This window comes from Herbaspirillum sp. FG34 (genome assembly GCF_057809315.1).
Window position 1 is genome coordinate 40,321 of the sequence record NZ_JBMDJS010000015.1, and the last position, 23,160, is coordinate 63,480.

Sequence of the window (23,160 nt, forward strand, 5' to 3'; positions counted from 1 at the left end):
TTCATGCAGCGGGGTGGATGCGGAACACTTCGGATTCGCCGTGTTCTTCCAGCAATTGCAGCAACATGCGGCGCATGATGAGACCCGGACGGTCCGAGGCCATATGGAATTCCTGACGGCGACGCACGTCGATGCAGGCGTCGGGATCGGTGGCCTCCAGGATCTCCCGGTCCTCCACCAGGATGGGCGCATCCCAGGCGATCAGCTCGGCTTCGGAACACTGCTCTTCGGTATCGTTGCGATACAGCCATTGCGACAGCATGATGGCGCCGTCATCGATGGGCGTGGCGCAGTTGTAGATGATGTGGTGCCGGCCGCTCTCCGGATAAGTGCAGCCGAAGCGGCGCACGAAGGGCAGATACCAGCGGTTGAACATGTGGCGTACCGTGGTGTCGGCGGTGCTGCCGGTCACGCGATGGCTGGCCGGGACGTTCTTGATGGGCACACGGGTTTCGGCTTCGAAGCCGTAATCGGTTTCGTTGATCTCGTACTTCTCGGGCTTGGGCTGGTCGTACAGGCCGAAGGTGGCGCGGTGCACGTAGCTGAAGTGAGAATTGTCGAAGGAGTTTTCCATCATGCGCAACGGGCTGGTTTCCCAGCGCTCGTAGAACTGGAAGATGCGGCGGTAGCCCGGAGCGCCATCTTCGGGGAAATCGGGAATGTCGCGCAGCGGTTCTTCCAGTGCCACCCACACGTAGCCGTAACGTTCCTTGCAGAAATACGATTTCACGCACGCGCCCGAGGGCACGCTGCCATCCACGCTCTGCGGCACGCGCACGCAGGCGCCTTCCCCATTGAAGGTCCAACCGTGATAACCGCAGACGATGTTGCCGTTCTCCACGAAGCCTTTCGACAGCTTCGCCGTACGATGGCAACAGCGATCCTGCAGGGCGGCGGGCGTACCGTCCTCCTTGAGCCACACCACCAGCTTCTCGCCCAGCAGGGTGAAGGGCTGTGGACCGTCCTTCAATTGCGAGACGGGCATGAGCGCGTACCAGAACTTGCGCAAGACTTTTTGTTGGGTCACCAGCATGATGCTGCTCCTTCTGCTTGGACTGCGGACATCATGGTCCACAGTGGTCCGGCCGGCGTGCCAACACGGTCGCCTTCGCCGGAAAATCTGTTCAGGCCGCCGCCGCTCCGAAGGTCTGCCGCACCTTCATTTCCAGGTACTCGCCGATGGTGCAGGGCGCATGGCGCGCCGGTCGTTCGGTGCTGCAACAGCTCGGCAGGCAGGCCACCACGGCGGCCTGGTCGCCATCCTGGAAGAACGGCAGGGAATAACGCGGCGCACTGCCGGCATTGAGAACGCGATGCGGATTGCTGTGATACAGGTCATTGCTCCACCGCTGCAGCAGGTCACCGATATTGACCACGAAGCTGCCATCGATGGGTGGCGCGCTCACCCACTGACCATCGGCATTGCAGATCTCCAGTCCGCCGATGGCATCCTGCGCGAGGATGGTGACCAGGCCCCAGTCGGTATGCGCGCCGGCGCCGATCTGGTTGTGCTGCGCCCCGGCCGGTTGCGGCGGATAGTGCAGCATGCGCTGGGTGGCAATGGGTGTCTGCAAGACCGGCTCGAAGAAATCCTCCGGCATCTCCAGCGACAGTGCGATCACGCCCAGCAGGCGATGGGACAGCGCGCGTACCGCTTCGTAATATCGCCGCGCATGCGCTTGGAAACCCGGCAAGTCGTGCGGCCACAGGTTATGGCCGTAGCGCAGCAAGCCGCGTTGCACGTAAGGATGATCGGGCGCGATGTCGATGCCGAACTGGAAGCCTTCCTTCAGATCGACAGGAGAACCTTCATCCAGCGCCTGCGCCCCCATGCGCTCATAGCCATAGCCGGAGGGAGAGTGACGCATGTCGATGGCCGACTTGCTGGCCAGGGGCAGCGCAAAGAAACGCCGTGCCCAGTCGAACTGTCCCTCAATGAGCGCCTGCGGCACGCCGTGGTTGACGAGGTAGAAGAAACCGACATCACGCGAGATCTTGTGGATCTCCCAGGCCAGCGCCTCGCGGCGGGCCAGCTCGAGAGAAAACGCGTCAGCAAAATCGATCACCGGAATGTGGCGCGCGGTCATCGGTGGTGTATAGGGAATCATGGCGTCCTCACGCGAAGAAGGATGGCTGCCCCGGCCTGCGCAACATGGCAGCCATCCGGACCATCAGCAAGCTCAGGGCATGACCTTCATGTCCTTGACGAACTGGGTGGTGTAGGCCTTGTGATAATCGGTCCCGGCCTTGAGCAGGCCCGTGGCCACCATGACGTCATAGGTCTGCTTCCAGCGCTCGTCGGTCATCACGCCGATACCCATCTTGGCCGCATCGCCACCGGTGACCACCTTCAGTTCCTTCAGTTTGCCGACGGCATAGGCCAGTTGTTCGTCGCTCATGTTCTTGTTGTCCGCCTTGATGAGCGCATTGGCCGGTGCCGGGTCTTCCAGGTAGCTCTTCCAGCCCTCGGCAGTGGCCTTGACGAAGCGCTGCACCAGGTCGGGCTTGGTCGCCACCGTCTTCTGCAAGGTCACGATGGTGGTGCCATACGGTGGATAACCTGCGCTGGCAAAGAGGAAGAACTTGCTCTTCACGCCCGCCTTGTCGGCCTGGAACAGTTCGGATGACGGATAGGCCTGCTGCGCGATGTTGGGGTCGGCAAAGAACGGCTGCAGGTTGAAGGTATAGGCCCTGGACTGGGCATCGGTATAGCCGTACTTGGCCTTGAGCCATGGCCACCAGCTCGACTGGCCGGAGCCGGCGACCAGAATGGTCTTGTTCTTCAGGTCCCCCAGGCTGGTGACATCCTCATGCGTCATCATGCCCTGCAGGTCGGACTGGAAGGAGGTGCCCACGGTCACCAGCGGCAGGCCCTGCTCGATCCCCTTCATCACGGTGAAGTCGTAGCCCATGCTGAAGTCCGCCTGCCCGGCCACCAGGATCTGCATGTTGTTGACCTGCGGGCCACCCATCTTGATGGTCACATCCATGCCATATTTTTTATAGATACCCTTGGCCACCGCCTGGTAGAAGCCGCCGTGCTCGGCCTGCGCGTACCAGTTCGACAGTAGCGTGACCTTGTCCTCGGCATGCGCCAGGCCCGGCATCGACAGGGCTGCTGCGCCCAGTCCCAGCCACACAGCGGCCACGTGCCGCAGGAATGTTCGCTTTTGCATCGCTTGCTTCTTCATCGCCTTCCTCTCCAGGTGGGTTGAACTTGCCTTGATCACTCGCCAATCACAGATCCAGTACCAGCCGCCGGCCGACGCAACGCGACACGCACGGCAGGATGCGACGGCCACCGGCGCGCTCGGCGGCCGAGAGCACACTGTCGCGGTGCAGGGGCTGGCCTTCCAGTACGGTGCTCTCGCAGCTGCCGCAGAAGCCCTCGCCACAGGACGTACCGATCACCACGCCCAGTCGCGCTGCCGCTGCCACGATGCTCTGACCGGGCGCGACCTCGCAGCGCAGGCCGGAGCGGTGCAGTACCAGCTCGAAAGCACGGTCGGCGACCTCGCTGAGCGGAGCTGCCTCTGCCTCTGCATCTGCATTTGCGGACGGCTTCACGGGTGCGGCGAACAGTTCGAAGTGAATGTCCTGCTCGTGCCAGCCTGCCAGTCGGGCGTGGCGGCGTGCAGCCTCGATGAAGGGTGAAGGTCCGCACACGTAGAGCGGGGACGAAGGCGGCACGGCTGCCAGGGATGCGGCCAAGGCGCGCTCGGTCTCGGCCCCGTCCAGGCCCAGGTGCAGCGACATGCCTTGCGAACAGGCCGCCAGTTCATGAAAGAAAGCGGCGTGTGCGAGGCTGCGTGCAAAGTAATGCAGACGATGCCGCCTGCCTTGCACGGCCAGCTCGGCGGCCATCGCATGCAGTGGCGTGATGCCGATGCCGGCGGCCAGCAGCAGCGGCGCGCGCGTATCGGCGATGAGGGGGAAGGCATTCACGGGAGGCGATGCACTGATCGTCGCGCCCTCCTGCACCTGCGCATGCAGGAAGGCGGAACCCCCGCGCGAAGCAGCCTCGCGCTTGACGGCAATCACGTAGCAGTCGCGCTGTTGCGCAGCATTGCAGAGCGAATAGGCGCGCACCAGTCCATCCCGCAGATGCAGGCGCACATGCGCGCCCGGCGTCCAGGGTGGCAGCGCCGCGCCCTCCAGCGACACCAGTTCAAACAGACGGATATCCTCGGCAGCCTGACGCACTGCCCTCACCCGCAACATCAAAGTGGTGGTGGCGCTGCCATCGAAACGATCGCGCACGGCATTCATCGCGCACCTCGACTGCGGGCACCACGAGAAAGGCGAATCGAAAAGCGAAGCAGCTGGAATGCCGCGCGAAGCGGCGAGGAAAAAAGAAAGGGCGCGGGGGCAATGTGCATGGTCTCGTGTCCTGTCGAAACAGAGGGACCATCGGAGCGTTCCGATGGCGTCACGAGCAATGCCCCGCAAGAAGGTAAGTGGATTCGTTACCGACTGCTAGCCGCTTCTACTCACTGCCTTGTTTAGCAAACGGCGTGCCAAGGCCGGAGATGCCGCAAACCCATGTGATTTTTCCGTGCATCAATGAAAAAGGGACGGAAAATACCGTCCCCTCACCTGCAAGCTGCACATCTTGGTGCGCCCTGCCTTGATCTGCATCACAGGCGCACCAAGAAGAAGCCCCTCCGGTTTATGGCATCGGCATCAGGCCACGCCATGCTGCTTGAAGAAGGCCACCACCTTGCTCCACGCATCCTTGGCATCGGCTTCCACATAGCTGGGGCGGTAATCGGCGTTGAAGGCATGGCCGGAATTCATGTAGACGTGGAATTCCGACTTGTTGCCGGCCTTCTGCAGGGCTTCCTTCATCTGCTCCACGGTGGAGACCGGGATACCCTGGTCCTTGCCACCGTACAGGCCGATGACCGGCGTCTTGAGGGTGGCCGCGATATCGATGGGCTGCTGCGGGAACAGAGCGGTCCTGTCGCCCACCAGGCGGCCGTACCAGGCGGCCCCGGCCTTGACCTTGGGATTGTGGGCGCTGTAAAGCCAGACGATGCGGCCCCCCCAGCAGAAGCCGTTGATGCCCAGGCGCTTGAGGTCGCCGCCGTTTTCGCCGGCCCATTTGACGTAGGCATCGATATCCCCCATGACCTGGGCATCGGGCACCTTGGAAATGATTTCCTTCTGCAGTTCGGCAATGGAGGTATAGGCCATGGGATTACCCTGGCGCACGAAGAAATCCGGTGCGATGGCCAGATAACCCAGCTTGGCGAAACGGCGCGCGATATCGGCGATGTGCTCATGCACGCCGAAGATCTCGGAGACTACGATGATGACCGGCAGACCGGTCTTGCCCTCGGGCTGGGCACGATAGGCCGGCACGCGCTGGCCGTTGACCTCGATGGAGACCTCGCCGGCGGTGAGGCCCTGGGTATCGGTCTTGATCATGGTCTGCGCGCACACCGGCAGCACGGCGGCGGCAAAGCCGGTGCCCAGGGCGGTCTTGAGGAAAGTGCGGCGGTCAGCGTTGCCGCTCAGGGTACTCTGGCCCAGCAGGCTGTCGACATCATTGCGAAAGTCGTTCATCGGGTTCTCCATCTTGGTGGCACATGGCCTCGTTGTGGTGGAAGTGATGCGGGACGAGAAGGCGCGCATGAAAAAGCGGCCCTTGCAGACCGCTTCCCTGGAACAGGACACCTGACGGGCCGGCACGCCGTGCGCGCCCGCTCATCCCTAGCCCGAGTCTAACCGCAATCGGCGCTACGCGTTGATGATGCCTCAGCCTTGCACGGCCAGCGCCGGGTTGCCGGGCGGCAGCTCGGGGGCAGCGGGAGTCACGTCGATGACGTGCTCGGTTGCGGCAGCCCGGGCGCGCGCGGAGGAAGCCACCTGCGCCTGCGCCGCATCGATGCGGAACACGCTCACCAACTGCTGCAATCCAGCCGCCTGTTCCTGCAGCGAGCGGGCCGCCGCTGCAGCCTGCTCGACCAGGGCGGCATTCTGCTGCGTCATGTCGTCGATCTGGATGATGGCTTCGTTGACCTGCTCGATACCGCTGCTCTGCTCGCGGTTGGCGTGGGTGATCTCGGTCATCACGTCGGTCACGCGGCGAATGCTGGTGACGATCTCGGTCATGGTGCTGCCGGCCTGTTCGACCAGCTTGCTGCCATTTTCCACCTTGCCCACCGAATCGCCGATGAGCACCTTGATTTCCTTGGCCGCCGAGGCTGAGCGCTGCGCCAGCGAACGCACTTCGGACGCCACCACCGCAAAACCTCGTCCCTGCTCGCCTGCGCGCGCCGCTTCCACCGCGGCGTTGAGTGCGAGGATGTTGGTCTGGAAGGCGATGCCGTCGATCACGCTGACGATGTCGGCCACCTTCTGCGAAGACGCATTGATCGACTGCATGGTCTCCACCACCTGCGAGACGATACTGCCGCCCTGCACCGCGACATCGGAAGCGGCCAGTGCCAGATCGTTGGCCTGGTGCGCGTTCTCGGCATTCTGCTTGACGGTGGAATTGAGCTGCTCCATCGAAGAGGCAGTCTCTTCCAGCGCCCCGGCCTGCTGCTCGGTACGACCCGACAAGTCGAGGTTGCCGCGCGCGATTTCGGTGGAGGCGGTGGTGATGGTTTCCGAACCGCGCCGCACCTCGGCCACGATGGCTGCGAGCTTGTCGCGCATGACCCGCATGGCCGCCAGCAGGCTGTCGTTGTCGCCGGCGCGGGTATCGATCACCACGGCCAGGTCGCCTTCGGCAATCTGTCCGGCGATCTGCACGGCGTAGTCCGGTTCGCCGCCCAGCTTGCGCAGGATCTGGCGCGTGATCCACAGCGCTGCCAGGATCGCACTCACCACACCAACGGCGCTGATGATCAGCATCAGCAAGCGCGCACGGGCATAGGCGGCGGCACTGCTGTCGGCGGCTTCGCGGTTGAGCTTGTCTTCCAGCGCGGCCAGGGCCTTGAGTTCAACCTGCCAGGATTTCTGCACCGGCAGGTATTGCTCCTTCAGGAATTGCGCCAGCTCATAGGCTTCGCGGCGCTTGCCGAACTCAACCGCCTCGTTGATCAGCTTCTCGGCCTTGGTGGCCTGCGCCTGGATCTTGGGCAGGGCCGCCTTTTCTTCTTCGCTGGTATCGGCCGAGTCGGCAAAGAACTGTTGCAGCTTCTGCGCGGCCATCCTGTACTTGAGCGTCTGGGCTTCGATGTATTGCGCCTCGATGTCCACGTCCTCAGGCGCGGCCGGCAGCATGAGGTTGCGCAGCGAGATGGAGCGCTCACCGACGGTCTCCAGCATGTCCTTGACCAGCGCGCTCTCGGGATTCTTGACCTCGACCACGTGGTTGAAGCGTCCCTGCACCTGGTGCATGTTGAAGATGCCAAAGCCGGTCACCAGCACCAGCAGCATGACTACCAACGCAAACCCGAGCCCCAGGCGCGTACCCACTTTCATTGCAGACTTCATGACGTCTCCTCCCATGTGTTCATCGGAGGCCGGACGGAAAGACGGAGATGACGAAAGCCACGAGCCGCATGCGGTCATGCTCAGGTGTGAATGTGTTTGTCCCCTGCCTGCCTGCCTCAGCCTCGGTTGCCCGGACCCGGTCCGGTTCCACCCAGCGCGTCATCCCGTCTTCGTCGGTCTGCGGTTGTGACGCGATCCTGCTTGTCTTGTGATTCAGGTGTCGACTTGGCCGGCGTTGCTGACGCCTGCTGACGTGTACGACCGGTCTCGGCCCGGTCGCGACGTCAGCTTGCCGTTCTGTCAATCTTGCTTTTTTGCCTAATCGTTCAGGTCCCCGCACTGTCGCGCGGGGGAAAACCGCTTGATCATGACACGGATGTGAAGATTAATGCGCTTCGTCCCAATTCTTACCGATTCCGACCTCGGCAAGCAAGGGAACTTTCAACTCCGCAACATTTTTCATCAATTCCGGCAGCTTTTCACGCACCCTGTCCAGCTCCTGTTGCGGCACTTCCAGCACCAGTTCATCGTGCACCTGCATGATCATGCGGCTGTGCATGCCGGTCGATTCCAGCCAGTCCTGCACGGCGATCATGGCCAGTTTGATGAGGTCGGCGGCAGTGCCCTGCATGGGTGCGTTGATCGCCGCGCGCTCGGCGCCCTGGCGGCGCGGACCGTTGGGGGAGTTGATCTCGGGCAGCCACAGACGACGCCCGAAGACGGTTTCCACATAGCCGCGCGCCTTGGCCTGCAGGCGTGTTTCATCCATATAGCGCTTCACGCCCGAGAAGCGCATGAAGTACTTGTCGATGTACATCTGCGCCGCCGAACGTTCGATGCCCAGGTTGCCGGCCAGGCCAAAGGCGCTCATGCCGTAGATCAGGCCGAAGTTGATGACCTTGGCATAGCGGCGCTGCTCGGACTCGACCTGCTCGGGCGCGATGCCGAAGATTTCGGCGGCGGTCGCCTTGTGGATGTCTTCGTTGTTGGCGAAGGCCTTCAACATGTTCTCGTCTTCCGAGATATGCGCCATGATGCGCAGCTCGATCTGCGAATAGTCGGCCGAGACGATCACGCTGCCTTCGGGCGCAATGAAGGCTTCGCGGATGCGACGACCTTCCGCGGTACGGATCGGGATGTTCTGCAGGTTGGGCTCGTTGGAGGACAGACGGCCGGTCACCGCCACGGCCTGCGCGTAATTGGTATGCACGCGACCGGTGGCCGGATTGATCATCTTGGGCAGCTTGTCGGTATAGGTGGACTTGAGCTTGGCCAGGCCGCGATAGTCCAGCAGCACCTTGGGCAGCGGATAATCCTCGGCCAGTTTCTGCAATACTTCTTCATCGGTGGATGGCGCGCCGGAGGCGGTCTTCTTGACCACCGGCAGTTCCAGCTTGCCGAACAGGATCTCGCCCAGTTGCTTGGGCGAATTCAGATTGAAGGGCTGACCGGCCAGATCGTAGGCCTGCTGTTCGATTTCCAGCATCCGCTTGCCAAGATCGTGCGATTGCTGGCCCAGACGGTCGCTGTCGATCAGCACGCCATTGCGCTCGATCTTCTGCAGTACCACCGAGGTCGGGACTTCGATCTTCTCGTAGATGAAGCGCAGCTTCTCATCATGCTCGATCTGCGGCCACATGGCCTGATGCAGCGCCAGCGTGACCTCGGCATCTTCGGCGGCATATTCGGTGGCGCGCTCGATGGCCACTTCATTGAAGCCTATCTGGGAAGCGCCCTTGCCGCATACCTCGGCATAGGTGATGGTCTTGCGCTCCAGGTGACGCGCGGCCAGGCTGTCCATGTCGTGCGGACGATGCGATTCGAAGACGTAGGATTCCAGCAGCGTATCGTGCTTGATGCCTGCAAGACGGATGCCGTAGTTGGCGAAGATGTGACTGTCGTATTTCAGATGCTGGCCGAGCTTGGGCTTGGTGGCGTCTTCCAGCCAGGGCTTGAGTTTTTGCAGCACGTGCTCGCGCGCCAATTGCGCTGGCGCATCCTGGTAGTTGTGCGCTACCGGAATATAGGCGGCACGGCCCGCCTCGCAGCACAGCGAAATGCCGACCAGCTCGGCCTGCATCGCTTCCAGCGACGTGGTTTCGGTATCGACGGCGGTGAGTTCGGCGGCATTGATGCGTGCGATCCACTGGTCGAGCTGGGCATCGGTGAGCACGGTTTCATACTCGACCTTGGACGCGGCGGCGAACAGGCCACCTTGCGCGGGAGCCTCCAGCCCAGCAGCGGCCGATGCTCCCGCCATGGGAGCCGTCGATGCACCCGCCTCACCGCCATCGCCGAGCTCGCGCAGCCAGGTGCGGAAGTTGTAGCGCGTGAAAATGTCCTTGAGTACGTCCTTGTCCTGCGGCTGCATGGTCAGCGATTCGAGGATGGACTGCATGTGTTGCGACAGATCGCAATCGGTCTTGACCGTCACCAGCACGCGGCCTTGCGGCAGCCAGTCCAAGGCCTTGCGCAGATTTTCTCCCACCACGCCGGTGATCTTGTCGGCATTGGCCATGACGCCATCGAGCGAGCCATAGGCGGTGAGCCACTTCACGGCGGTCTTGGGGCCGCACTTCTCGACGCCGGGCACGTTGTCGACGGTGTCACCGATGAGGCTCAGATAATCGACGATGCGCTCGGGCGGCACGCCGAATTTGGCGGTCACGCCGGCAATGTCGAGAACTTCATTGCTCATCGTGTTGACCAAGGTCACGTGTTCGTTGACCAGTTGGGCCATGTCCTTGTCGCCGGTGGAGACGATGGTGTCGAGGCCGGCGGCGGTGGCTTGTACGGAGAGCGTACCGATGACGTCATCGGCCTCGATGCCCTCGACCATCAGGATCGGCCAGCCCAGGGCGCGCACGGCGGCGTGGATCGGTTCGATCTGCAATGCCAGGTCTTCCGGCATGGATTTGCGGGTGGCCTTGTAGTCGGGATAGAGATCATCACGGAAAGTCTTGCCCTTGGCATCGAACACACAGGCCACGTAACTTGCGGGATAATCGTTGCGCAGTCGGCGCAGCATATTGATGATGCCGTAGAGCGCACCGGTGGGCGCGCCTTCCGCGTTACGCATATCGGGCAGGGCGTGGAATGCACGATAGAGGTAACTGGAACCATCAACTAACAACAAGGTTTTTTGCATATGGAACAGAGAGGAAAAAATGTCCCGCGTCTGCGGGAGGTGGGGGACATCGAACGCGCGACGGCCAAGAAGGCGCGCGAGTCGTGGCATGTACTCACGATTATGGCAGAATTCATCGAATCGACCGAACGTCTCTCCGAGCTGCGTCCTGCCGTTTCCATCTTCGGTTCTGCCCGGATCAAGCCCGACAATCCCCATTATCAACTGTGTGTGGAGATCGCCCGTCTGATCTCCGACGCTGGCTATGCCGTCATCTCAGGTGGCGGCCCCGGCATCATGGAGGCGGCCAACAAGGGCGCCTACGAAGGTGCCTCGCCCTCGGTGGGCCTGAACATCGAACTGCCGCACGAACAGCACGGCAATGCGTGGCAGGATATCTCACTGTCCTTCCGTCACTTCTTCGCGCGCAAGGTGGCGTTCGTCAAGTATGCCGATGCCTATGTGGTCTTGCCGGGCGGCTTCGGCACGCTCGATGAGCTGACCGAAGCGCTGACCCTCATGCAGACCGGCAAGTCGCGCATGATGCCGGTGATCCTGGTGGGTAGCGAATTCTGGGCCGGTCTGGTGGACTGGATCAAGACTCGTCTGGTGGACGATGGCATGATCTCGCCCAAGGATGTCAACCTGCTGCAGGTGATCGACGAGCCTGCGGAAGTGCTGGCAGCGATCCAGAAATTCCACGCCGAGAAGGACAAGGCGGCGGAAACCCAGCAGGAAGCAGAGCGGCAGAGCGGGATGTATCTGTAAGCGGCTGCGGTTGTAGTCTTCCTCCATGCGGGCGGGACGTGAGAGCGTTTCGCCCGCTTGTTTTTTGAGCGTTTGCAGGAAGAAAGCAACAACCAGGGCCTGTTCTCGTCACTCTTTAAATGATCGCATCCGATATTTCGACGTCGACGACCCTGACTATGAGAAGACGCTCTTCATGCCTCCACCTTGGGGTGATCGCCTCAGCACGTCAATACCTCTGTTTACCTTTGTTGCGGCAAGCATTACAGCTGGCATGCAATACGACTTCTTTCAACTTCTTTCCAATCTGGGCGGGTGCAATCGTCAACATAAAAATGTCACTTCACCGCTCGTCTGTAGCTGCGCCGCCTCGCTGTCGGCACTCATCCTGAGATTGCCGGCGTCTTTGCACCACACTTCGCTCAATGCGCCCTGATTACTCGGAAACTCAATGGCAGCGGGCGGAAAAATGCCTGACATTTCACATCCCCCCTCATACGCCAATACCACCCCCGCCTAAACGTCACCTCCCACAAGCCGCTCACCCCCCATGAGTGCAAAAATCTTCACTTCCCTCACCAACGTACGATTTGAAACGACCGCGTGAGAATTCATGATGCAAGGCAACTACGTGAAGATTCATTTCATTTTCCCCTTGTACCATCATGCCGGTCGCCCGCGTCTACCTTACCCAGCTGCTCTTGAGTACGCTCTACGCCGGGCTGTTCCTGAGCCTGGTGCCGATCGCCGCGGGTGTAGCCATGCTGTTGCTGCCGCCGGCGATCCTGCACGAATGGGGACTCCACCCCGGACGGGCCGCCCTGCTGCAGCATCGGGAGGCGCTCTACTGGCTGACGGCCGGGCTCATGAGCATCACCCTGGCGGCCTTCTACTACGGTATGGGCCGCGTCATCGTGCTGGCCAAGCCGCGCTGGCGTCCGGCCTACCAGACCACCACCCTGCTCTACATGCTGTTGATGAGCTATGGCGTGGCCATCGCGCTGGTCACCACTACCCGCCCGCACTACCGGCAATGCGAGATGTACACCCAGAAGCTCAATGGCGGCCTGCGCGAGTACCGGGGCGAACAGTTTCGCATTGAATTGTGCGGCAGCGGCAGCGATGCCGACCGGCGCGACCACATCCGCCTGCGCATCTTCGATGAAAAGGGCGAATGGCGCGCAGTACGTTACTTCACCGTGCGATGGGGCGGCCCCTACCCCGTGCTGCTGGACTATGCACGCGACCACTTCGCCTACTTCGATGCCAGCGAAGGCGAAGATGAAGATTTCGTCAAGGTCGTTCCCATGCCGCCCACCCTGGCAGACTGGCTCAGTACCCGCATCCCGCTGCTGGACTAGCATCGGCGGCAGGGTACTGTGCAAACCAGCGTACGTGCTCGCATCAGAACGTTGTCCAATTAACCATTCCTGTGAAGAAACGCGAGGGCCAGACCTTGATGGTTTGCTACAATGAAGAAAACGACACCCCCTTTTTCTTCACACGATCATGAAACCATCCCAACTCCGGTTCAAAGAGTCCCTGGCAGCGCTGCTGCTGTGCGCATCGGCTGGCCTGGCCGCGCCGCTGGCCCTGGCGCAAACCCCGTCCGCCGGCCTGGCTGCCCAGCCCGCTCCGCCGCCGCCCGAACTGGAGAAGCTGGAAGAAGGCGAACCGCCAGCCGTGACCATCCGCAAGCCCGGCGAAGACAGCCGCAATCAGGGCAACAGCATCAAGGAACGCCGTGACCACGGCCAGACCAAGGAAATCGAGGTCAAGTCCGGCCCCAGCACCTATTACATCCGCCCCAATCCGCAACTGGGCGGCTCCACCCCCGGCGATGCACAAAGCCCGCCACCCAGCTCGGCCCAGTGGAAGGTCGGCGAGTTCGACTGGGGCGTGAAAAAGCCCCAGCAAGGCGAAACCGACGACACCACCAAGAAGTGATCCCGTGATCGCGCCCTTGCCTCTGCGGTGAAGGGCGCATGCACTACCACGTTAGCCGGCCGCACTGCGCGGCCGGTCCAGGAACAGGAAGGTCGGCGTATCTGCCGCCTGCCTCGCGCAGCTGCCGGACCTGTCGGCAATGCGCCTCAGCCAGTACCCTCTTTTCATTTTCGTCATGGCAGTCTTTACACCGGTCAGTCTGGAACAACTCTCGGACTGGATTGAACAATTCCCGCTCGGCCGCGCCACCTCGATCAAGGGCATCTCCTCGGGCATCGAAAACAGCAATTTCTTCATCGGCACGGAGCGCGGTGAATACGTACTCACCCTGTTCGAGAAGCTGCACATCGAACAGCTGCCCTTCTACCTGGAACTGATGCGCCACCTGGCACAACGCGGCATTCCAGTACCCGCGCCGGTGCCCAACGACAAGGGCGCCATCGTCAGTCTGCTCAACGACAAGCCGGCGGCCATCGTCAGCAAGCTCGAAGGCCAGTCCCAGCTGGAGCCGCAACCGGTGCACTGCGCCGCTCTGGGCGACATGCTGGCGCGCATGCACCTGGCAGCCAAGGATTTCAAGATCCTGCAGCCCAACCTGCGCGGCCTGGCCTGGTGGCTGGAGACCACCCCGGCCGTACTGCCCTTCCTGCCGACCGAACTGGGCCAGTTGCTCGCCAGTGAAGTGCAGTACCAGAAGGACTTCGCCGCCACCGCCGACTACCGCGCCCTGCCGCGCGGTCCGGTGCATGCCGACCTGTTCCGCAACAATGCGATGTTCGTGGGCGAGCAGCTCTCGGGCATCTTCGATTTCTATTTCGCCGGCTGCGATACCTGGCTCTTCGACCTGGCCGTGACCGTCAACGACTGGTGCGTCGACCTGGACACGGGCGTACTTGACACCACCCGCAGCGATGCCATGCTGGCCGCCTATCGCGCCGTGCGTCCGTTCTCGGAGGCCGAGCGCATTGCCTGGCAGCCCATGCTGCGTGCCGCCGCCCTGCGCTTCTGGCTGTCGCGCCTGTACGATTTCTACCTGCCGCGCGAAGCCGAAATGCTCACGCCGCATGATCCCACGCACTTCGAACGCATCCTGCGCCTGCGCATCCAGGATGCGCCACCATCGCTGTAAGCACTGGAACCATGGAAAAGATCCCCGCACACACCGGCTGGTCCTGGGTCAAACAGGGCTTCGCCTTGTTCAGAAAACAACCGGCCGAGATCTCGACGCTGTTCTTCGCCTACATGTTCCTGATGCTGGCCCTGGGCATCATCCCGGTGCTCGGCCAGATGCTGCCGCTGATCCTCATCCCGCTGTTCTCGATGTCCTTCATGCAGGCCTGCGCCCAGATCGAGCGCGGTGAACGGGTCTTCCCCAACCTGCTGCTGGTGGGCTTTCGCAGCCCGGCGCGCAATACGCTGTTGAAACTCGGCCTGCTCTACCTGTTGGTGGCCACGCTGGTGGTGGCAGCCTCGGCACTGGCCGATGGCGGCACCTTCTGGAAAGCCATGATGGGTGGCGGGCTGTCGACCAAGGAACTGGAAAGCGCCGCCGGCAGCATGCGCATGGCCATGCTGGTGGCCGCCGCCCTCTATGTACCGGCCGCCATGGCCTTCTGGTACGCGGCGCCCCTGATCATGTGGCAGCAGATGCCGCTGGGCAAAGCCCTGTTCTACAGCTTCTTCACGGTACGCCGTGCCGGTGGCGCTTTCCTGCTCTACGGCCTGGCCTGGATCGTGATCGCCATCGTGGTCCCCACCGTCATCAGCATGGTCATCACGCTGCTGACCGGCAGCATCACGGTGGTGTTCTTCATTTTGCTGCCGATCTCGATAATATTGACGGTCATCATGTACTGCTCGTTCTATCCGACCTACACTAGCGTCTTCGGAAAGCCCCGCAGAGGGTCCGACAGCCCGCAATCCGGAGACAATCCTACCGCCTGACGCCTCATTCCCGTCAGACGGGACCTGCGCCAGGCTGTCGCTGCCTGGCGCGCCCGGCTCGAAGCGTTCGCAAGGGAAAGGCGAACGCTGCCTGCTCGACCGCCCCCCCGCCAGTTGGACTTTCCATCACCACACAGCTTCTTACACGGGGGTACCAGATGCGCATGAACATGCCGGTCACAGGACAGGAGCGCCTGCTCATCGATGGCCGGGCCATCGTTTCCAAGACCGATCTCCAGGGCAACATCACCTACGTCAATCCCTACTTCATCGAAATCAGCGGTTTCGAGGAAGAGGAATTGCTGGGCGCGCCGCAAAACCTGATCCGTCATCCCGACATGCCGTCCGAAGCCTTCGCCGACATGTGGGCCACGATCAAAGGTGGTACGCCCTGGACCGGGCTGGTCAAGAACCGCAGCAAGAACGGTGACCATTACTGGGTCCGTGCCAACGTCACGCCCATCCGCGAGAACGGCCAGGTGGTCGGCTACATGTCGGTGCGGACCAAGCCTGAACGCGCAGCCGTGGAGGGAGCGGAGCAACTCTACGCCCGCATCCGGCGCGGTCAGGCCAAGGGGATCGCCCTGCATCGCGGCGAGGTGGTGCGCACGGGACTGGCAGGATGGCTGGGAAAGCTCGGCCGCATGCAGTTGAATACGCGCCTCAATCTTTCCATGGGCGTGATGCTGGCCATCCAGATCGCGGTCGTGGTGGCCGGCATGATGACGCTGCACCAGTGGTGGATCAGCGCGCTGGCGGCGGCCGCGGCACTGCTGTCGGTGGTGCAGTGGATCGCCCTGCGCGCCGCGCTCATCAAGCCTTTGCAGCAGGCGCTGGACATTACGCATGCCATCACCGGTGGCGATCTCTCGGTGCGCATCGAGAGTGCCCGCCATGATGAGCTGGGGCGCCTGCTGGCCTCGCTGCGCCAGATGAATGTAAATCTGACCGCCATCATCGGCGACGTGCGCTCCAACGTCGAGACCATCAACCTGGCCACGCGCGAAATCGCTACCGGCAACATGGACCTGTCGCGCCGGACCGAACAGCAGGCGGCCAACCTCGAAGAAACCGCGTCGAGCATGCACCAGCTGGCCGGGACAGTGCGCCAGAATGCCGATCACGCGGGCCAGGCCAACGAGCTGGCCGGCACCGCATCGGCCATTGCCATGCGCGGTGGCGATGCCGTGGCCAGCACCGGCACGACGATGAACGAGATCAGCGAATCCTCCAACAAGATCGTCGACATCATTGGCCTCATCGACAGCATCGCCTTCCAGACCAACATTCTGGCGCTCAACGCCGCCGTGGAAGCAGCGCGTGCCGGCGAGCAGGGCCGCGGCTTTGCCGTGGTGGCCTCGGAAGTGCGCATGCTGGCGCAGCGCTCGGCGGCAGCGGCCAAGGAGATCAAGCAGTTGATCGACGACTCGGTAGCCAAGGTGGAAGTAGGCAACCGCCAGGTCGAGCAGGCCAGCAGCACCATGCGCGACATCGTGGCGTCGGTGCAGCGGGTCTCGGGCATCATGAGCGAGATCAACGAAGCGACCCAGCAGCAGAGCGCGGGCATCAACCAGGTGCACGAAGCCATCACGCAGATGGATGCCAGCACCCAGCAGAATGCCTCGCTGGTGGAAGAAGCGGCGGCCGCCGCCACCAGCCTGGAAGAGCAGACCATGCGTCTGCTGCAGGCGATTTCGGTGTTCAAGTTCAAGCGGCGATGAGACGCTACACCCGGATAGCGGATCTGTAGCGACGGGCTCGCTCAGGGCTGTGCAGCTCCCGCCAGCACCTGGTGATAAGTGATATAGACCTGCTCCCGCTCATAGCCCAGCGCTTCGTAAAGTCGCTGGGCGGTCAAGTTGGTCGTAGCGGTATCGAGCGTGATCCTTTGCGCCCCCCGCGCGCTGAAGTGATCGCGGAGATACTTCATCAGCGTGCGGCCATGGCCTTGCTGGCGCGCACTGTGGATGACATACAGATCGGAAAGATACTGGTAAGGGCGCATGCTCAGTGAACAAGTTGCGGGATAGCACTGCGCGAAAGCAATCGCGTTTCCCGCGTCATCGATCAACAAGAACATCGAAGACCGACGCAATCGCAAGTTCTCTTCCAGAAAGTGACGACATGCCGGCAAGTCGTCCTGATATTCATAGAAGATTCGGTAGTCGTTGAACAAGCTGGCCAGGATATCGAGCTGGGCTTCACTGCATTCGATGACCTGCATATCTCTCCTCTGATTGAAGTTAAGGGCCCTCCCCGTGCAAGGGTGCAAACGGCGCATAGATGGCCCGATAGCGTTGCAAGCGCACCTGCAGGGCCGCATGCCTTGCCGCATCCGGCTGGTACAGCGCCTGCCGGGCCGGTTTGCGGCAGACCTCGGCTTCGTCCCCCCCATCGGCCAGCCAGGCCAGCCGTGCCGCACCCAGCGCACCACCGGCTTCACTACCCACGTGCGTGACGATGCGGACCTCCAGCGCATCGGCGAGCAATTGTGCCCAATAGACGCTACGCGCTCCACCCCCTACCAGCGACAATTCGGCCACATCCGTGCCCGCTGCACGCAGTGCATCCAACCCATCCACCATGCCGAAGGCCACGCCCTCGAGTACCGCATAACCGAGGGCGGCACGCTGGTGTTCCGGGGTCAGCCCGTGGAAGACGCCGGTCGCATAGGGATCATTGTGGGGCGTGCGCTCGCCCGAGAGATACGGCAGGAACAATGGGGCATTGTTGCGCGCTTCTTCATCGAGTTGCTCGATCTCGGCCAGCAGGCTTTTCTCGTCCACCGAACACAGACGGCAGAACCAGCGCAGGCAACTGGCCGCCGAAAGCATCACGCTCATCTGGTGCCAGCGCTGCGGCAGCGTATGACAGAAGGCGTGAATCGCGCGTCCTGGATTCGGGCGGAAGCGGTCATTGACCACGAACAGCACGCCCGAGGTGCCCAGCGAAAGGAAGCCATCACCCGGCCTGACTGCACCGATCCCGACCGCACTGGCCGCACCATCGCCAGCACCACCAGCAACGATGACGTCCGCATCCAGCCCCCACGCCTGCGCCACTTCCGGCAACAACGTACCGGACACCGCACTGCCATCGACCAGCATGGGCATCTGGTCGCGCCGCATGCCCGAGGCGGCCAGCAATTCATCGGACCAGTTGCGTCCTTCCACATCCAGCCACAGCGTGCCCGCCGCATCCGACGGATCGGAGACCTTGCCACCGGTCATCATCAAACGCAGCCAATCCTTGGGCAGCAGCACGGTAGCGATGCGCGCAAACAGCTGCGGCTCATGCCGCGCCACCCATAGCAGCTTGGGCGCGGTGAAGCCCGGCATGGCCAGGTTACCGGCGATGCCATGCAGGCGCGGCGCGCGGCGTTCCAGCTCGGCGCATTCAGGAGCACTGCGCGAATCGCTCCAGAGGATGGCCGGACGCAGCACGGCATCCTGCGCATCCAGCAACACCGCCCCGTGCATCTGACCCGACAGGCCAATGGCGCGGATGCTGCCGAAACGCTCACTGCCGAGCTGCTCGCGCAGCTTGTCCACGGTGGCACAGGTGGCCTGCCACCAATCGGCAGGGTTCTGCTCGGACCAGCGCGGATGCGGGCGCGAGACGCTCAGCGTACTTCCGGCCAATGCCAGCAGCGCGCCCGCGTCGTCAATCACCACCGCCTTGACCTCGGACGTACCCAGGTCGATCCCAAGATACATGGTGCTCCTCGTTATTCGTTATCCGTCACGGAACGGCAATTCTATGCTGCCTCGCCCACAAAGGGCAGCCTCAGCGCGCCTGCGTCAGCCACTGCTGCACGCGCTCATGGGCCGTACGTACCAGCGCCACCAGCCGCGCATCACCGGCCAGTTCGCCCCACAGCACGGCATCCTGACAGAAAGCCAGCACGACATCCTCGGCCTCCAGCATGCGGCGCACAGCGGCTGCATCGAAGATGCCGTCCTGGTATTCGTAAGGCAGCTGGCCAGCCGCCCAGCGCTGCAGGAAGGCCAGGAACAGGGCTGGCAGCATGGCGGTGGCCTGCGGATGACGGCCCGCATCGAGGCTCTCCTGCAAGGTCGGACGGATGAAGCCGGGGATCTTGGAATAGCCATCGGCGGCCACGCGCTGGTTGGTGTCCTGGATGGCCGGGTTGGAGAAGCGCGCCAGCGTCGTATCGCGGTACGCCGCCAGGTCGATGGGGCTGGGCGTGAGACAGGGGATCACGTCCTGCGTTACGTAGTCATGCGCCATCTGGCCGATATCGTCGCGCAGCGTGCCCTCGTGGATGTATTGCAGCCCAACCAGCGTACCGGCCCAGGCAATGCAGCTATGGCTGGCATTGAGAATGCGGATCTTGGCTTCCTCATAGGGCAGCACTGACTGCACCATCTCCACACCCGCCGCCTCCAGGCGTGGACGACCGGCCTTGAAGTCGTCTTCGATCACCCATTGGATGAAGGACTCGCCCATCAGGGCGCAGGGATCGTCGACACCTGTCTTTTCCTTCACACGGGCCGCAACCGCCGGTGTTGGGCGGGGTGTGATGCGGTCCACCATGGCGTTCGGGCTGCTGGTGTTGGCCTCCATCCAGGCCACCAGTGCGGTCTCGCCGCGCAGCCTCAGGAACTGGCGCAGGCCATCACGAAAACGCTCGCCATTGTGGCGCAGGTTGTCACAGTTCAGGAGCGTCAGGGCCGCTTGCGGATGCGCCTGGCTGCGCGCACGCAGGATCGCGGCAATCGCGCCGTAGATGGTGCGGGGCGTACCGCTGCCATCGAGGGCGCAACGCAGATCATCGGCCAGGTCGGGGTTGCCGGTGTCGAGCTGGTAGTGGTGGTCGAGGTAGTAGCCGCCTTCGGTCACGGTGAAGGAGATGATGCGGGTACGTTCTTCGGCACCAGCAGCGATCAGTTGCTTGAGCTGCGCATCCCACGGCAGGATGCGGCCGATGGCGGCGATGCGCTGGTAGCTGCGCTCACCCTGGGGCGTGACGGTTTCCAGCGTGTACTGGCCCTGCTGGCGCGCCAGCGCCTCCAGCAGCGGGCTCATGTCGGCGCGGATATTGGCCAGCGCCAGTTGCCAGCGACGGTCGGCACCACTCTCGCGCAAGGCATTGAGGTAGACCGCCTGATGGGCGCGATGGAAGGAGCCGGCGCCGATGTGCAGCCAGGTCAGGCTGTCAGCGGCGTCCTGGTCGGGAGAGGTGGCGGTACGGGTCATGCCTGGTCCTTGTCGATGAAGTGAATGTACGGAGAGGTCAATGCTGGCGCTGCGCCGCCCCGCTCGATGCCAGGCGCGGCAAGGCCTGACCGTCGGCACCGAACAGGTGGCAGCGCGCCGGATCAGCGGCCAGGTGCAAGAGGCTGCCATGCGGCGGATCGAGACTGTCGGGAACCCGCAGGATCAACGCATCTTCGCTGCCTTCATAGGCCGCATAGAGGTAAGAGAAATCGCCCAGCAGTTCCAGTGCCGTGCAGCGTGCCTGCACCGCGGCCTGGCCTTCGGCGATGTTGAGATGTTCCGGACGCACGCCCAGCGTGACCTTCTGGCCCGCCTGCAGCGTGCTGCCGTCGACGGCTGCCCATTGCAGGCCGCCACCGGGCAACTGCACCTGTACACCCTCGGCCTGGATGGCGGCCACGCTGCCATCGATGAAGTTCATCTTGGGCGAACCGATGAAACCGGCCACGAAGCGATTGGCCGGATGGTGGTAGAGCTGCTGGGGCGAACCCACCTGTTCGATGCGGCCCTCGGAGAGCACCACGATCTTGTCGGCCAGGGTCATGGCTTCGATCTGGTCGTGGGTGACGTAGATCATGGTGGTCTTGAGTTCATCATGCAGCTTGGCGAATTCCAGGCGCATCTTCACGCGCAGGGCTGCATCCAGGTTCGACAGCGGTTCATCGAACAGGAACACGCTGGGCTGGCGCGTGATGGCACGACCGATGGCCACGCGCTGGCGTTGGCCGCCGGAGAGCGCACGGGGCTTGCGGTCCAGCAGGTGATCGATGTGCAGAATCTTCGCCGCATGCTGGACGGCGGCATCGATCTCGGCCTTGGACTTGCCGGCGATCTTGAGGCCGAAAGCCATATTGTCGTACAGGCTCATGTGCGGATACAGCGCATAGGACTGGAACACCATGGCCACGCCGCGCTTGGAGGCGGGTACGTCGTTCATGCGGCGGGTGCCGATGTCGAGGTCGCCATCGCTGATCTCTTCGAGTCCTGCGATCATGCGCAGCAAGGTCGACTTGCCGCAGCCCGAGGGACCGACGAAGACGACGAATTCGCCATCCTCGATATCCAGATTGATGTCGCGCATGACTTCGTTGTCGTCGTAGCGCTTGGCCAGATTTCTGATGCTCACGGCTGCCATGGGATTCTCCTCGTTCTCTTGTAGGGGGGACTGCGCGCTGCTTGTTGCTTGTTCAGCGCAGCCAGATCAATTCACTCACCAGTTGGGGAAACTGTTTCATGTCCTCGAAGACCTGATGCGCACCGGCCTCCTTCAGTTTGCGCGCCATCGCCTTGCGGTCATGCGCCACGCCGGTGAAGCCCAGTACGTGCATGCCGGCGGCCACCGCCGCTCGCACGCCAGTGACGCTGTCATCGACCGCCACGCAACGCGCCGGTTCGACGCCGAATCCGGCGGCAGCGGCGAGATACACATCCGGCGCAGGCTTGGGATGGGCCACATCGTGACCGCTGTAGATCCGTCCGGCAAACTGCGGATACAAACCGCAGCGACGCAGGCCCGCCTCGATGCGTGGTGCGTCGCTGTTGCTGGCCACCGCGCGCGGCAGGCGGATCGCCTGCAAGGCCTCGACCACGCCCGGCACCGGCTGCGCTTCTTCGCCGCAGGCCAGCGCCACGCTCTGATGGATACGCTCGGTGCGGATCGCATCCAGACCCAGCTCGAATTCCATATCGACTTCGCCCAGCAGGATGTCGGTGTACATGCCCAGACGATGCGCAATGGCGCTATGCAGGGCGGCACTGCGCTGTGCCTCATGCTGCGCGTCGTCAGCCCCGCTGCAGGCCGGCAGCAGCGGCAGCAATTCACGATGCAGCACGCGCAGCGCGATGCTCTCGCTGTCGAGCAATACGCCGTCGCAGTCACAGATCAGATGGGTGATCGCCTGACGGACCATCATCATTTCACCGCGCCGAAGGTCAGGCCGCGTACCAACTGCTTCTGTGCCAGCCAGCCCAGCGCCATGATGGGAGCAATGGCCAGCAGCGACGCCGCCGACAGCTTGGCCCAGAACAATCCTTCCGGATTGGAATAGGAGGCAATGAAGACCGTCAACGGCGCCGCATCGATGCTGGTCAGGTTGAGGCTCCAGAAGGCTTCATTCCACGACAGGATGACCAGCAGCAGGGCCGTGGAGGCCAGCCCCGGCATGGCCGTCGGCAGGAGCAGGTAAATCATTTCCTGCCAGGCGTTGGCACCATCGATGCGGGCTGCCTCGAGAATTTCCTTGGGCACGTCATTGAAGTAGGTGAAGGCCATCCACACCGCGATGGGCAGGTTGATGAGCGTGTAGATGATGGTCAGGCCGGTCACCGTATCGAGCAGGCCGGTATTCTTGGCCAGCAGGTAGATCGGGATCAGCACCCCCACCGCCGGCATCATCTTGGTGGAGAGCATCCACAGCAGCAGCTTCTGCGTGCGACCGGTCGGGAAAAAGGCCATCGAGTAAGCGGCCGGTACCGCCAGCAGCAGCGACAGCAGGGTCGAGCCCAGCGAGACGATCAGCGAATTCTGCACATAGCCCAGGTAGTGGCTGCGACTGAAGACTTCGCGGAAGGTGTCCAGCGTTGGCAGGAAGATCAGCGAGGGTGTATAGGCCTGAGATTCGGTCTTGAAAGCCGTCACCGCCACCCAGAAGATGGGGAAGAACAGCACGATGGCGCAGGTCCAGCCCAGCAGCGTTACCCACAGG

18 protein-coding genes and 1 pseudogene are annotated in these 23,160 nt (G+C 62.7%); 6 read left to right on the top strand and 13 right to left on the bottom strand.

Annotated features, from left to right (window positions below):
• Position 1: 1 nt before the first annotated feature.
• The 7 genes from ACODSZ_RS17810 to polA all read right to left on the bottom strand — a co-directional run bounded on the left by ACODSZ_RS17810 (position 2) and on the right by polA (position 10,597).
• A complete protein-coding gene (locus tag ACODSZ_RS17810) occupies positions 2–1,033 on the bottom strand; it encodes an aromatic ring-hydroxylating dioxygenase subunit alpha (protein ID WP_008334842.1) in 1,032 nt (343 codons plus the stop codon).
• Between the two features lie 91 nt (positions 1,034–1,124).
• Positions 1,125–2,108 carry an isopenicillin N synthase family dioxygenase gene (locus ACODSZ_RS17815; protein ID WP_488928176.1) on the bottom strand — a complete coding sequence of 328 codons (984 nt, stop codon included), beginning with the start codon at positions 2,106–2,108 and terminating at the stop codon, positions 1,125–1,127.
• A 72-nt stretch (positions 2,109–2,180) separates the two neighbouring features.
• Complete coding sequence (locus ACODSZ_RS17820; protein ID WP_034351783.1) at positions 2,181–3,176, bottom strand: ABC transporter substrate-binding protein; 996 nt, start codon at positions 3,174–3,176, stop codon at positions 2,181–2,183.
• Positions 3,177–3,237: 61 nt separating this feature from the next.
• On the bottom strand, positions 3,238–4,269 hold the full coding sequence (locus ACODSZ_RS17825) for a PDR/VanB family oxidoreductase (protein WP_488928177.1): 1,032 nt from the start codon (positions 4,267–4,269) through the stop codon (positions 3,238–3,240).
• Positions 4,270–4,683: 414 nt separating this feature from the next.
• Complete coding sequence (locus tag ACODSZ_RS17830) at positions 4,684–5,568, bottom strand: dienelactone hydrolase family protein (protein WP_008334835.1); 885 nt, start codon at positions 5,566–5,568, stop codon at positions 4,684–4,686.
• A gap of 192 nt (positions 5,569–5,760) precedes the next feature.
• Positions 5,761–7,449, bottom strand: coding sequence for a methyl-accepting chemotaxis protein (locus ACODSZ_RS17835; protein WP_175342854.1), 1,689 nt, complete (start codon positions 7,447–7,449; stop codon positions 5,761–5,763).
• Positions 7,450–7,834: 385 nt separating this feature from the next.
• Positions 7,835–10,597 (bottom strand): DNA polymerase I, encoded by a 2,763-nt coding sequence (gene polA / locus ACODSZ_RS17840; protein ID WP_488928178.1) that lies wholly within the window; start codon positions 10,595–10,597, stop codon positions 7,835–7,837.
• Here polA and ACODSZ_RS17845 point away from each other — a divergent pair, their 5' ends adjacent.
• From ACODSZ_RS17845 to ACODSZ_RS17870, 6 genes are all read left to right on the top strand, one after another.
• Positions 10,598–11,344 carry an LOG family protein gene (locus ACODSZ_RS17845; protein ID WP_175342856.1) on the top strand — a complete coding sequence of 249 codons (747 nt, stop codon included), beginning with the start codon at positions 10,598–10,600 and terminating at the stop codon, positions 11,342–11,344.
• Between the two features lie 644 nt (positions 11,345–11,988).
• A complete protein-coding gene (locus tag ACODSZ_RS17850) occupies positions 11,989–12,684 on the top strand; it encodes a hypothetical protein (protein ID WP_175342857.1) in 696 nt (231 codons plus the stop codon).
• Between the two features lie 148 nt (positions 12,685–12,832).
• Positions 12,833–13,270 carry a hypothetical protein gene (locus tag ACODSZ_RS17855; protein WP_488928179.1) on the top strand — a complete coding sequence of 146 codons (438 nt, stop codon included), beginning with the start codon at positions 12,833–12,835 and terminating at the stop codon, positions 13,268–13,270.
• A gap of 175 nt (positions 13,271–13,445) precedes the next feature.
• Positions 13,446–14,399: a homoserine kinase gene (locus ACODSZ_RS17860; RefSeq protein WP_488928180.1), complete on the top strand. Its 954-nt coding sequence runs from the start codon at positions 13,446–13,448 to the stop codon at positions 14,397–14,399.
• A gap of 11 nt (positions 14,400–14,410) precedes the next feature.
• Positions 14,411–15,214: a BPSS1780 family membrane protein gene (locus ACODSZ_RS17865; protein ID WP_008334820.1), complete on the top strand. Its 804-nt coding sequence runs from the start codon at positions 14,411–14,413 to the stop codon at positions 15,212–15,214.
• A 158-nt stretch (positions 15,215–15,372) separates the two neighbouring features.
• Positions 15,373–16,935 carry a methyl-accepting chemotaxis protein gene (locus ACODSZ_RS17870; protein ID WP_008334814.1) on the top strand — a complete coding sequence of 521 codons (1,563 nt, stop codon included), beginning with the start codon at positions 15,373–15,375 and terminating at the stop codon, positions 16,933–16,935.
• A gap of 41 nt (positions 16,936–16,976) precedes the next feature.
• Here ACODSZ_RS17870 and ACODSZ_RS17875 read toward each other — a convergent pair whose 3' ends face one another.
• The 6 genes and pseudogenes from ACODSZ_RS17875 to ACODSZ_RS17900 form a co-directional block, all read right to left on the bottom strand.
• Complete coding sequence (locus tag ACODSZ_RS17875; protein WP_008334812.1) at positions 16,977–17,438, bottom strand: GNAT family N-acetyltransferase; 462 nt, start codon at positions 17,436–17,438, stop codon at positions 16,977–16,979.
• 19 nt (positions 17,439–17,457) lie between these two features.
• A complete protein-coding gene (gene xylB / locus ACODSZ_RS17880) occupies positions 17,458–18,930 on the bottom strand; it encodes a xylulokinase (RefSeq protein WP_008334811.1) in 1,473 nt (490 codons plus the stop codon).
• Positions 18,931–19,000: 70 nt separating this feature from the next.
• Positions 19,001–20,434 carry a D-arabinitol 4-dehydrogenase gene (dalD, locus tag ACODSZ_RS17885; protein ID WP_488928181.1) on the bottom strand — a complete coding sequence of 478 codons (1,434 nt, stop codon included), beginning with the start codon at positions 20,432–20,434 and terminating at the stop codon, positions 19,001–19,003.
• 37 nt (positions 20,435–20,471) lie between these two features.
• Entirely contained in the window at positions 20,472–21,590 is a 1,119-nt protein-coding gene (locus ACODSZ_RS17890; RefSeq protein ID WP_488928182.1) for an ABC transporter ATP-binding protein, read from the bottom strand.
• 52 nt (positions 21,591–21,642) lie between these two features.
• Positions 21,643–22,368, bottom strand: a complete 726-nt coding sequence (locus ACODSZ_RS17895) for an HAD family hydrolase (RefSeq protein ID WP_241821485.1) — start codon at positions 22,366–22,368, stop codon at positions 21,643–21,645.
• Positions 22,368–23,147 (bottom strand): annotated as a pseudogene (locus tag ACODSZ_RS17900) (carbohydrate ABC transporter permease); the annotation flags it as partial. The gene ACODSZ_RS17895 and the pseudogene ACODSZ_RS17900, both read right to left, overlap by 1 nt.
• Positions 23,148–23,160 lie beyond the last annotated feature (13 nt).